At 57.4% G+C, this 12447-nt stretch carries 8 protein-coding genes and 1 pseudogene; 8 read left to right on the top strand and 1 reads right to left on the bottom strand.

The features are described 5' to 3' along the window. Positions 1-221: 221 nt before the first annotated feature. Positions 222-932 (bottom strand): annotated as a pseudogene (locus ACFQUU_RS15520) (caspase domain-containing protein); the annotation flags it as partial. Between the two features lie 408 nt (positions 933-1340). Between ACFQUU_RS15520 and ACFQUU_RS15515 the strand changes: the two are divergent. The 8 genes from ACFQUU_RS15515 to ACFQUU_RS15480 all read left to right on the top strand — a co-directional run bounded on the left by ACFQUU_RS15515 (position 1341) and on the right by ACFQUU_RS15480 (position 12364). After that, a complete protein-coding gene (locus tag ACFQUU_RS15515) occupies positions 1341-1766 on the top strand; it encodes a DUF4399 domain-containing protein (RefSeq protein ID WP_382248680.1) in 426 nt (141 codons plus the stop codon). 84 nt (positions 1767-1850) lie between these two features. Then, on the top strand, positions 1851-2276 hold the full coding sequence (locus tag ACFQUU_RS15510; protein WP_382248678.1) for a DUF4399 domain-containing protein: 426 nt from the start codon (positions 1851-1853) through the stop codon (positions 2274-2276). A gap of 168 nt (positions 2277-2444) precedes the next feature. Continuing rightward, positions 2445-4382 carry an HD domain-containing phosphohydrolase gene (locus tag ACFQUU_RS15505; RefSeq protein ID WP_382248676.1) on the top strand — a complete coding sequence of 646 codons (1938 nt, stop codon included), beginning with the start codon at positions 2445-2447 and terminating at the stop codon, positions 4380-4382. A 169-nt stretch (positions 4383-4551) separates the two neighbouring features. Continuing rightward, complete coding sequence (locus ACFQUU_RS15500; RefSeq protein ID WP_382248868.1) at positions 4552-5925, top strand: efflux transporter outer membrane subunit; 1374 nt, start codon at positions 4552-4554, stop codon at positions 5923-5925. A gap of 100 nt (positions 5926-6025) precedes the next feature. Next, complete coding sequence (locus ACFQUU_RS15495) at positions 6026-8620, top strand: FHA domain-containing protein (protein ID WP_382248674.1); 2595 nt, start codon at positions 6026-6028, stop codon at positions 8618-8620. After that, positions 8617-9990, top strand: a complete 1374-nt coding sequence (locus ACFQUU_RS15490; RefSeq protein ID WP_382248672.1) for an HlyD family efflux transporter periplasmic adaptor subunit — start codon at positions 8617-8619, stop codon at positions 9988-9990. Before ACFQUU_RS15495 ends, ACFQUU_RS15490 begins: the two co-directional genes overlap by 4 nt. A gap of 402 nt (positions 9991-10392) precedes the next feature. After that, positions 10393-11859, top strand: a complete 1467-nt coding sequence (locus ACFQUU_RS15485; protein ID WP_382248670.1) for an MFS transporter — start codon at positions 10393-10395, stop codon at positions 11857-11859. Between the two features lie 88 nt (positions 11860-11947). Further along, complete coding sequence (locus tag ACFQUU_RS15480) at positions 11948-12364, top strand: ProQ/FINO family protein (RefSeq protein WP_057291250.1); 417 nt, start codon at positions 11948-11950, stop codon at positions 12362-12364. Positions 12365-12447: the final 83 nt, after the last annotated feature.

The raw sequence follows: 12447 nt of genomic DNA, 5'->3' as shown, positions 1-12447 counted from the left end.
CCATTTGGATAGCTTTGCAAATAGGCTTCATAGTCGCTGGCATGCGTGCTGTCCTTGATCGATTCCCAAAAGGTCAATTCGTACTGTTCGGCGCTGTCCTTAGGCAGTACTCCCCGGCTTTGCCATGCGACTATCTGCTCGTTATCCGTGGGCATAGTTTGCCTGGCCACCTCTGCGGACGGCTTGGTCCCGCGTATGGTGATCGGTTGTGCAAGATTTGCTTCGATAGCCGGTACTTGCCGCTGCGCAGTTAGTTTCGCGACTGACGCTTGCACTTGCTGTAACACCGTCTGTACGTCCGCGTCTGGTTGATGCATGGCGCGTAGCAGTTGCGAGGTGAAGACGCCATGGCTAATCCCATCCGCCGCGAACGCCCCTGGCGAAGTTGCATGGGCAACCAGGGTTTGACTGCTTTCTTGCTTAACAACAGTGGATATCGGATCGTCAGATCGAACAAACCCTAGGCCTTTAAAGGGATCGTTCGAACAGGTGTCCAGCAGGACAAGATTAGGCTTGTCCGGACGCGCCGAGCGCATGTTGGCGAGAATGGCGTCCAGATTGAGTGCGCGCGACTGCATGCCGTGCAAGGAATTGCTGTCGGCATCCAGAGGCAAAAGATAGTTCGTCGGACCCACGCGTACGCCATGTCCGGAAAAGTAAAACAGCCCGACATCCGCATGTGTCAGACGTTCCTTGAACTGATCGAGTGCCCGCTGCAGGCCCGTTCGGTCCAGATCTTCATACAGGATGACGTCGTAACCCAGCGTCCTGAGTTGTGCCGCTACGGCGCGCGCGTCATTGCCGGCGTTGGGGAGCGAATGTGGACGGTATGCGCCATTGCCAATCACCAGGGCCACGTTGTCCGGCAGACGACCGTTGTCTGACTCAATGTGGCGTGGCAATTGTGCGCCGACTGCGCTGCCGCAGACCATGGCCACCAATACGGAAACGATGAAGAGTTTTCGCCACACGATCGTTCCTAGGGCTGAGGGAGTTCGGAATCCATCAGATCACCGTCGAAGGACGGTATCTGATGATCGAAGCTTAGATCAGGCAACGGCACAATCAAGCGCGATCGATACATGTCCGCGCGGATCGAACGGGCTGCGTGTTTATCTTTGAACTGTCCGGCAAGTCCAATTCTGTCTAATATCAAACGGACGACGCTTTCTGCAATGTTTTCGTGAATTTCTGTTCTACCCTGTACGTGACATTCAATAAAGCGCTGGTGGAAAACAACAGGCGCTGGTGCAACCCGGATGTGGTTGGATTCGTGAGAGTGCTTTCATGCAGACTCGCGTACGTTTGCGCGCGAGACATTTTTCGGGGTGAGGTCCAGCATGCAAAAGTTCGCCATTGTTGCCTTCGTTGCTATCTCCTGGTTGCTTAACGTACCGCTCGCCGCAGCCCCAAATACCGCGCCGGATAATGCTCAGGTATATTTCATCTGGCCGACCGATGGGACGGTGATCCATGGCGGCAAATTCTGGGTGCGAATGGGCTTACGTAACATGGGCGTCGCGCCAAAAGGCGTCGATCTGCCCAACGTCGGTCATCATCACCTGATCGTCGACGGCGGACCACTGCCGGCCGGCGAGCCTATCCCCTCGGACCGAAATCATCTCCACTTTGGTGCTGGTGAAACCGAAGCGCGTGTTGAACTGCCGCCAGGCAAACACACACTTCAGCTTGTGCTGGGCGACAAGGATCATGTTCCCCACGAACCGCAGGTAGTGTCCAAAAAAATCACAGTCATCGTGCGATGATGATTTTTGCAAGCCCTGCACGCCAGCGATTACGTGCGGGTGAGTCGCGCGTATGCCGATAACCATGCACTAAGGAGCAACGATATGGATAGGCTGTTGAGTGCGTTCGCCATTGTCTTCAGCTTGCTCTCAGGCATGGCCTTCGCGGCGGATGGTAGCGGCCCAGGCAAGCCATACTTATATATAGGCTGGCCGAACAACGGCGAAGTAGTCTCCGCTGGCAAACCGTTTCGCGTGTGGTTCGGACTGCGTAATATGGGCGTCGCACCCAAAGGGGTCAACTTCCCGAATACCGGTCATCATCATTTGCTGATCGACACCGACCCGCCGCCGGCCGGCCAGGAAATTCCATCCGATCGCAATCACCTGCACTTCGGTGCTGGCGAGACTGAAACCATGGTTGAGCTTCCGCCCGGACGTCACACGCTGCAGCTAGTGATGGGTGACGACAAACATGTCGTACATAACCCACCAGTCGTGTCGAAAAAAATCACGATAACCGTCAAGTAGAAAAAGTAAAAAAACGGGTTGACGCAAGCTTGCAGGGCGGAGCGCGCCGCCCGTGTCTACAGCGATCCTGCAGTCCTTCGCTCGGCGAACTGGTAATTTTGCCAACGGTGACCATACTGTAATCACGACGACGCAACTCGGCACAATGCGCCGGGAAGGGGTACAGCAATGGAACATGCAGGCAAGGCAAACCAGGCGGGCGGAACCGTGATGGCCTACCTTGAAGTGATCAACGACGGCGCCGCCAATCCGACACTTTTCCCGTTGCACGATGAGGTCGTCATCGGCCGTGAGCCGCAGGATTCATTGGGTACCGACCGTTTTCTCTGCATTCCCGAGCACACCATCAGCCGCAGGCATGCGCGCATCCGACGCAAGGGAAGTACCTTCTTTGTCGAAGATCTGCACTCCTTCAATGGCACCTTCGTACTCGGCACGCGACTTGAGCCCGGCGACTGGCACCCGTTGCGTGATGGCGATGAGCTCACGGTGTCATCCGCACAAATCGTCTTTCATTCAATGATGGAACCGGCGGCCGACAGTCAGCCGACGATCATCACCAAGTCGGTTGACGCGACCATCTATGCAGCGGGTTTTGAAGCTGGCACGGACCTTGATAGCAGTGACATGCAACAGACGGTACGAAAACTGCACGCGATGGCGCAAGTCGGCATTGCGTTGGGCGCGGTGACCGATCGCGCCACGCTGACTGAAAAGATCATGAACTTCATATTCGAGTTGTTTCCACTTGCCGATCGCGCATTCGTCCTGCTCAAGAAGAGTCCAGGCGAAGCGCCAACGCCGGTCGCCGCCCGCCATCGTGACGGCACCGTCGAAGATCTTGCGCATGTGCGCATGTCGCAAACGATCATCGACGAAGTGGTCAACAACAAGCAGTCGATCCTGTCGGTGGACACCTTGTCGGATCGTCACTTTGGCGTGCAGGAGTCGATTGTCGACCAGGCGATTCGCAGTGTGATGTGCGTCCCATTGCTGATGGAAGGCGAATGCCTCGGGCTGATTCAGGTCGACGCCTCGTCGAACCCTTATGCATTCAAGGAAGCCGACCTCGAAGTGCTTACCGGTGTCTGTGCCGAGACTGCGGTTGCGTTGAAGAATTTTCAGTTGTATTCGGACATTGAACGTCTGCTCGACGGTTTCGTGCGCGCTTCCGTGCAAGCGATTGAAGAACGCGATCCTGCAACCGCCGGACACTCTTTCCGCGTTGCCAATTACGCGGAAGGACTGGCTATGGCAGTGGATCATGCCGAGCGAGCCGATCTGCGCCGCGTGAAATTCAGCAAGGACCAGTTGCGTGAAATCCGGTACGCCGCCTTGTTGCACGATTTCGGTAAGGTGGGTGTTCGTGAACATGTCTTGCGCAAGGAAAAGAAACTTCATCATGCCGAAATGCGCATGCTGGAACATCGTTTCAAGCATGCACAGGTCTGCCTTGAACGACAGGCTTACCGCAAGCTCGCCGAGACACATGCGCAGCATGAACTAAGCATGGCCGCGTTCCGGTTAGAAAAGCAGAAAATTGAGGCGACCCTGTGCGAAGAATGCACTCGCCTGAAGCAATTCATGGAGGCGATCAAACAGGCAAACGAGCCGGCCATATCGCATGCCGATGGCATGAGCGGACTGCAGGAAATCACTCAATATTTGTATCGTGATGCCGACGACGCCGAGATGCCCTTGCTGGAAGACCTGGAGTTGTCCGCATTGAGCGTCTCACGTGGCTGCCTGACTCCGGACGAGCGCAGGCAGATCGAATCGCATGTGGCAGATTCGTATTCCTTCCTGGTGTTGATTCCGTGGACCCGGGATCTGGCGAGCGTGCCGACGATTGCGCATGGACATCACGAAAAGCTTGACGGTTCCGGGTACCCGATGGGTTTGCACGGCAACGAGATCAGTTTCCAGACACGCATCCTGACCATTTGCGATATCTATGATGCGTTGACCGCCGGTGACCGGCCATACAAGAAAGCCTTGCCTGCGGAGCATGCGCTGGACCTCATCGACAAGGAATGCCGCGCAGGAAAGCTGGATGCACGGGTATTCAACGTGTTCGTCGAATCAAAGGTGTGGCTGTCTCCATGAGCAGTAAATCGACATCAGCCATGTCAGCATGCAATTTCAATAACGTTTAGCCTTGAAAATGAATCGTACTTTTTCCCGACGCGTAGCGACCAACCCCTCCGCCGCCATAATCCCGGTGTGTGCACTTTCGCATTTCGCCCAACGCGCATCATGTGTGCGCTCGGCGCTCATGCTTGGTGCATGCACGGTGTTTCTGGGCGGCTGTGCCGATGTCAAACTGACCGATTACAAGCAGCCTGACGCCCCCATCAAGCAGGCATGGTCACAAAAGACGCCGGTTTCCGCCACGGAAACCGTACGTCCCGACTGGTGGAGAGAATTTCGCGACCCTTATCTGGATGATCTGGTGAAGCGTGCCGTCGAAGGCAATATCGATATCAAAATCCTGGCCGCACGCACCCGTGTCGCCAACGCGCAGATCGGGGAAGCGCGCGCCGGTGCATTGCCAAGCCTCGATGCGGGAGCTGGCGCCAGCTTCGAGAAGAGTACGGGGCAGAAACTGAGCAAGTCGTTCAACCTGGGTACCCAAGTGAACTGGGAGCTCGACATCTGGGGCAAGGTCGAGAAAGGCGCGCAAGCACAGGAGGCTGAATTCCAGGCAACCGAAGCGGACTGGCGTGCCGGGTACCTCAATCTGCTTGCCGGGGTGTCAACATCGTATTTCCAGATTCTGCAGTTCGATGAACAGATTGCGCGTCAGCGGACGGCGCTGGACAAAAATCGGCAGATACTCGGTATCTACGAGTCAATGCACAAGAATGGTTTGCTGCCCAACACTAGAGTCTTGCAGCAGCGCGCGGAAGTCAACCGGCTCAGCAGGGATCTGCTGGACCTTAACCGCTCTCGTGACCTTGCAGGCAATGCGTTGTCGACGCTGCTTGGCATCCCCGCCGGCGATTTCCGCGTACCGACCGGCGAACTGCAGCAACGGATCAGTTTGCCTGAGGTGCCCAATGGCTTGCCGTTGGAACTGCTCAAGCGGCGGCCCGATATCGTGGCTGCCGAGTATCGTGTGCTGGCTGCGCACAACCTGATTGGCCAGGCAAAGCTGGCGCAGCTGCCATCAGTGAGCATGACCGGGCGAGCCGGATCCTCCGCCCTGGGTATCGGTGACCTGCTGAAGGCATTTACCTTCAGCTTTTTACCGAGCATTAACATCCCGTTGCTCGATCCTGGCGTGAAGGCGCGTGTAAGGACCAGCGAAGCGGAAATCAAGGTGGCGGAAGAAGAGTACAGAAGGTCGGTGATCAACGCGTATGAAGAAGTCGAAAACGCCTTGGTTAATCTGGATTCGCACAAGAAGCAACATGATGAACTGCAGCAGCAGGCGGACAACCTGTCTATCGTTGCCACGCAGATCGAAGGGCAACTGCGGGAAGGTGTCGTATCGCAGCTGGAGGTCTTCGAGACCCAGCGTTCACTGCTGGGAGCACAGCTCGCTTTACTTGCCAATCATCAGCTGATTTTATCGGACACGGTGACCTTGTATAAGGCATTGGGTGGAGGGTGGCCCCCGGTGGAAGTGCGCAACGCGCGCCAGTAGGTACAGGAGGCATATTCGGCGCAGATTACGCAGATGGGAGAAAGTCATTACCGATATAAGTTTTGCTTCCAAGCTTTTCTACCAAGGAAACGAGAACTACATGCTGTCTCGACAAACGTTTCATGAAGACTCACCCGGTGTTAACGTGAGTTCCCCCGGTGGGGAAGAGGTGGTTATATCTCTCAAGCCTGCTTCCCACCCTGAACTGGCCGCAATCCATATCACCGACAGCCTGTTTCCGATAGGACGGACGGAGCCACCATTCGACACCTATCCTCAGGAGTTGACCGTCGACTTGTCACGCCGCCATGCGCGCATCTTTTGTGAGTACGGCGCGGTGTATATCGCCGACCTTGGCAGCAAGAACGGCACCACGGTGAATGGCGAGGATATCCGGCAAAAGACGCGCAGGCTGCAGGATGGCGATACCGTCTGCTTTGGCGGCGCGCTGCCGTTTCGCGTGGAGCTGGGTGAGCGGGCCCATTCGGGGAATCGCGGCAGGCGGCTGGCAAGCCTGACGCTGGAACCGGAACGTGCCGACGCCGGCTTGCAGCCGATTGTCGTTACCCACTTTCCCTTCCTGATCAGCAAAGCCGACGTGGCGTTCGCGCGCTATAAGACGGAACAGCCGCAACAGGTGAATTACTTGTCACGTCGCCACGCGCATATTTTCCAGAAGGGTGGTGAACCCTACGTCGAGGATCTCGGTAGCACCAACGGTACCTTTGTCAATGGGATCCGGCTCGACGAACATGCAGCACGTCTGCAGCGCGGCGATACGCTCGCGTTCGGCGGGCATCACTTTGTGTATAAGGTCGGATTCGAGGAGGAGCAACCCGAGGCTGACCCCACGGTGACCAAGTTTGCGAAGCTCCCCCAGGTTGCCACTGCGCGTGGGGGGGATATTGCAGAGGCGAATGCCGGCCACCATGCCGATGCGAGTGCAGGTGCGGCTGCGGGCGCACACCCGGCCGCAAATGCAAGCGCCGGAAGCAATGCTGACAAGACGACCTTCATCGCCGCGGCAGACTCCTTCCTCAATATCTTTTGCGTCGATCCAGCGCCGCAGCCTGACGAGATCAACCAGGACGCGCAGGTGCAAAAGCCGGAAGCAGCCGGCGACGGCGCCAAGCCGCGTGCCAAGGGCAAGCATGCCGCACTGGCATCGGCAGTGAAGGATGTGTTTGCGTCGGATCGGCCTGGCCGACTCAGGCGTACTCTCTGGCTGAGCGCTGCCGGCATCGCGATGCTGGCCGTGGTTGTACTTGCCATCCATCTTAGCGGCGCGACTGAACGTGAGATAAAAGAGTTGCTTGCCGAGGGCGAATACGCCCGCGCAGCAAGCTTATCGGAAGAGCACCTTGCACGTCGGCCGGAAAGTGTCGCGATCAAGGCCTATGGTACCGAAGCACTGCTGCGTTCCATGGTGCCCGGCTGGCTGGCAGCCCTGCAAACGCGCAACTACGATCAGGCCGACGCGATAATCGCTGCCGCCAAAGATCGTTCGCGCCGCAACAGCGATGTCCAGATGCTGCTGGGCGAATTGCAATGGATCGGCAATCTGGAGCGCTTCGTCGTCGGCAGAGGTGGGTTGGAAGCACCGATTCGCCTGTACGTCGATGACAACAAGATTCGTTTCTTGCTGAAATGGTGGGACGAGGATGCGGTCGAGCACCAGCGCGCGCTGGACAGGGTCGCGCAGATGGTGCCTGAATTTCGTGAGCCGTATGCCGTGGCATTGAGCCATCTGCGCAAGGTCCAGAGTGACAAGGCGGTATATCTGGCCGCGATCGATCGCCTGCAGTCGACGATCGTCGAAGAGCTGAACCAGGACCGGCCACAATCGCTCAACGAGATATTTAACGAATATGCTGAAAAGTATCCGCGATTGGCGGGTATGGATACGCTGCGCGAAGATTTGCGGCGCTATATCGAAATCCGGAACTTGGCGGGTGCGCAGCGTCTTGGTCCGCTTGCGAGTATGTTGTCCGATACGCGTCTTTCGACACCGCCATTCATCGAGCGTGTAAAGGCGATGTCGGTTGATGGCCGCCTACCTCCGGCCACATTGATCGGCCAGTATCTTCGGGCTTCGCAGGCATGGAGTGGCGGCAATTCGGCGCAGGCTTTCGCGGCGCTGGAGAAATTGCCGGAAGGTCCATGGTCGGATGTCGCGGCCAGGCAGTTGCAGCATAAGAAAGAAGTTGCTGCACAATTCGATGCCTTGCAAAAGGCACGGGGCAGCAAGGGTTATGAAGACAGGTTGCTCGGATTCTATGCAATGCTGGATGCCGACGAGGATACGTATTTTATCCGCAGCATTGATGGCGACATCCGTACGGTCAGAGACAAGGCCATCAAACGCGCAGAGGAAATGATGGCGCGTGCGCAATCAGCGTGGCGGCGCTATCGCGACAATGGCGCGATAGGCGGCGCCCAGCGCCTGGAAGCCGGCGTGTCCAATGAATTCCGTGCGCAGGCGCGATTGCTCGCCGATGCTGCGGGCGAAGCCAACCGCGGTGCGCGCATCTATCAGGACCTCAAGGCCGGCTATCCGTCTCAATGGGCAAAACTCCAGTCCGAGATACAGGCCGAAGCAGAGTTGCAGCGGCGCTCGATGCTGGAACTGCAGCGCGTCATCGAACCCGGCGTGCTGAAGGCCAAACTGGCCTTGCTGGGAGGTGCGGAAAAATGAAAAACGATCTGCAGTTGAAATCTCTATCCGAAGCGCTGGAAGACCACAGCGCCGAAGGCATTGCCATCCTGAGTTCCGAACCCTCGCGTCTCGCCCGCGCCGCGGTGATCACCATGCTGGCGCTCGTGGTAACAGCCCTGGTATGGTCCTTTGTCGGCCATGCGGACGTGATCGTGACGGCGCAGGGTTCATTGATGCCCGACTCCGAAGTGCGGCGGATTTATGCGCCGGTCGATGGAGAACTCGCAAATTTGTATATCGCTGAAGGCCAGCCGGTTTCGAAAGGGGATGTATTAGCACGACTCAACGCACGCGGCGCCATCGAGGCAGCGACTAGCGCACTGGAAGCACAGCTAAAACTTGAAGATGCCGAACGTGAATGGAGACAATTCCCCGAACGCAAGGTCTTGATGGAAAGGCGCGCAGCCACGCTCAAGCAGCAAATTGAGGTTGAAGAGCGCCTGCATGAAAAGCGCATGGCCGAAGGCACCAGCAAGCTTGCCGAAGGCCAGCGTTCGCAGTTGCAGGAGGCACGCAGCAATCTCGACAATGCACGCCGCGCGCGTGACATTGCAAAAGAAGAAGCCGACAAATATGCCCGGCTATTCGCCATGCCCGGAGGTGGCGGCGTGTCACAGTTACAGGTAGAACAAAAGAAAAGTACTCTCATGGCGGCAGAAAATGCGCTGCGGGTTGCACAGGCGAAAATAGGGGAGCTCAATTTCCGCCTCAGCCAGGAATTTGGCGAAGCCAGTGCACAGATCGAAGGCAGCAGTACCCAACTCGCCAAACTGCAACTGCAATACGACGCCGCATTACGCGAAATTGCCAGCGCCGAAGACAAGACACGCCTGCAGGTGCAGACTGCGCGGCTAGTTGCAGATGCCGCGGCGCGTATCCGTTTTGAAAACATCGACAAGGACAATTTCCTGTTGATTGTCGCCCCGGTCGACGGCGTTATCACCGATGTCACTTCCACGCAGTCCGGCGACAAGATTCAGGCCAATGCGCCGCTCGGCGGGATCGCACCCAAAAACGCACGTCCGGTGTTAAAGGTTGAAATTGCCGAACATGACCGTGCTTTTTTGCGCGAAGGCCTTGGGGTCAAACTGAAATTCAATGCCTTTCCCTATCAACGCTACGGCATCATCAACGGCACCATGGAATATATTTCCCCCGCCACAAAACCCTCTTCGGCGAACAAACAGCCAGTCTATGAAGGGCGTGTCCGGCTGACACAGGATCATTACATGGTCGGCGAGTCCAGATATCCCTTGCGGTATGGAATGACTGCGACTGCGGAGGTAGTCGTGCGTGAACGGCGGCTGATCGATCTGGCGCTCGATCCTTTCCGGGAGGTTGGCGGGTAGTGCGTTTTCGGGAGATTGATAATTTACAACACGTTAATTCGAATTAGTTTTCACTGGCGCACACCATGCGCCACTCATTGCCGGGATTAATCAATTCGCGCTGGCCCGGCACCACGGAGGCGATTCTGATTCACGACCAATCCTGGCGTCGGAATGATCTCACCGCCCACCGGTTCGTTGCCCGAAACGCTGCAGAGACACGATGTCACGTCGTGTCGCTCCAAAGAGAAAGAACGAAAGTTATAAGTGCCGCACGGCATTTCGGTAGCAATTTGTCCAGATTTGAAGATAAGGCAAAGTTTCAGTCGCAGCTCACGTATATGCTTGGCTGATCGGGTTTTTACCTGATCGGCGACGCTACACATAGCTATCCGACAACTACCACCACGCCAGACGCGCCACGTGACAGAAATACGCAGTGATATTCCTCCTCGTCTTGATCGACTTCCCTGGTCGCGCTGGCATTGGCGCGTGGTGACGGCCCTGGGGATCGCGTGGATACTTGACGGTCTGGAAGTTACGCTGGTCGGGTCGATCGGTAGTGTGCTTGAGAGACCGGACACGCTGGCGCTGACGGCATCCCAGGTTGGCTGGACGGGCTCGCTATACGTCGGCGGTGCCGTCATCGGGGCAATGGTATTCGGCCGGCTAACCGATCAATGGGGACGAAAAAAGCTTTTCCTGGTGACCCTGGCCGTGTACATGGCAGCCACGCTGGCTACCGCGTTTTCGCCCAACTTTGCATTCTTTGCCCTGTGCCGCTTCGTGACGGGTTTGGGTATTGGCGGTGAATACGCGGCGATCAACTCTGCCATCGACGAACTGATCCCGGCACGGGTACGAGGGCGCGTCAATCTCGCCATCAATGGAAGCTTCTGGATCGGGGCCGCGCTGGGAGCGGGGCTCAGCCTGGTGCTGCTCGACCCGCGTGTGCTGGGGCCGCAACTTGGATGGCGTGCCGGCTTTGTCGTCGGCGGCCTGCTGGCGGTTGCCATTTTGCTGGTAAGGCGCAATGTGCCCGAGAGTCCGCGCTGGCTGCTGGCCCATGGACGGGAGGCCGAGGCGCGTGACATCATCGCCCGCATTGAAGCCGAGGTGGAAGCGGAGCACGGCAAGCTTGCGCCGGTGACCTCCGAAATCGTACTGGGTTCGAGAGTACTTCCATCCTTCGCAAAGGTGACGCATACCCTGGTTCACCGCTACAGGCGGCGCAGCATCGTCGCCATTGCGCTGATGATTTCGCAGGCATTCTTTTATAACGCGATCTTTTTCACGTATGCGCTGGTGTTGACGCGCTTCCATGGCGTGCCCGAAGGTCGGGTGGCACTGTATATTTTTCCGTTCGCACTGGGCAACGTGCTTGGGCCGCTGATCCTGGGGCCGCTGTTCGACCGGGTAGGGCGCCGCAGGATGATCGCATTAACCTACATCCTTTCAGGCATTGGTTTGGGATTGACTGGGTGGGCCTTCATGGAAGGCTGGCTTGATGCGCGCAGCCAAGCGTTATGCTGGTCCGCGGTGTTCTTCCTGGCGTCGGCTGCCGCCAGCTCGGCTTACCTGACGGTGAGCGAAGTCTTCCCGCTTGAAATGCGCGCTGTCGCCATTGCGGTGTTTTACGCGGTCGGCACTGGTGCCGGTGGTTTTGCCGCGCCGGTGCTGTTCGGGATGCTGATCGAGACCGGCAGCCGCGGTGCGGTGACTGTCGGTTATGGGATAGGCGCAGCGTTAGTCATCCTTGCAGGATTGCTGGCCTTGCGCTTCGCCATCGATGCCGAGCGCAAGCCGCTGGAAGAAGTGGCGCCGCCGCTTTCGAGTGATGCCGGACCGGAGTGTAATAGCGTGACAAACGCAAAAAAGAACTCGTTTTGACGCCGGCACGACACAAAGCTGCAGGAACAGCAATTGCACGTGCTGCGGTATGTTAAGCTTCGAACCGTCGTTTTCCCTTTTAGTCTGAATGAACGTTACCACCACCCCCGAAAATTCCGCGCCTTCGCCGCGCCAGCTTCTGAAGACACTACAGGAGCAGTACGCCGTGTTCCGCGAACACCGGGCGCTTTCCATTGGAATCGACAAGCAGATCATCGCCGCGCACCCGGACATCGGTCGCAAGGCGCTGCGTATTGCGCTGGGTATCCATACCAATTCAACGCCTTACCTGAAGACGATGGAGCGTGCCACTGCCCGTTTTGACCTGCAAGGAAATGCCTCCGGCGATGTCACCGAAGAGCACCGCGAACGTGCCAAGACCATGCTGCGTGAGCGCTACAAGAAGATTGCGGAACAGCGCAAGGCGCAACGCGAGGCCGAAGAAGCGGAACGCCGCCGTGAAGAGAAGCTGCAGCAGCTGGCCGCGAAATTTTCGAAAAAATAGAGCGGAATCGGGATTTGCGGACGGAAAAGCAGACCGAGGCGACAGTGCGGCAAGGTGCGACCTCCTTCAGGGGCTGCAACTCC

The organism is Herbaspirillum sp. GCM10030257 (assembly GCF_042666555.1).
In the GTDB taxonomy this organism is placed as follows: Bacteria; Pseudomonadota; Gammaproteobacteria; order Burkholderiales; family Burkholderiaceae_D; genus Noviherbaspirillum.
Note: the sequence above shows the minus strand (reverse complement) of the source record. Positions and strands in the feature narration are given on the sequence as shown.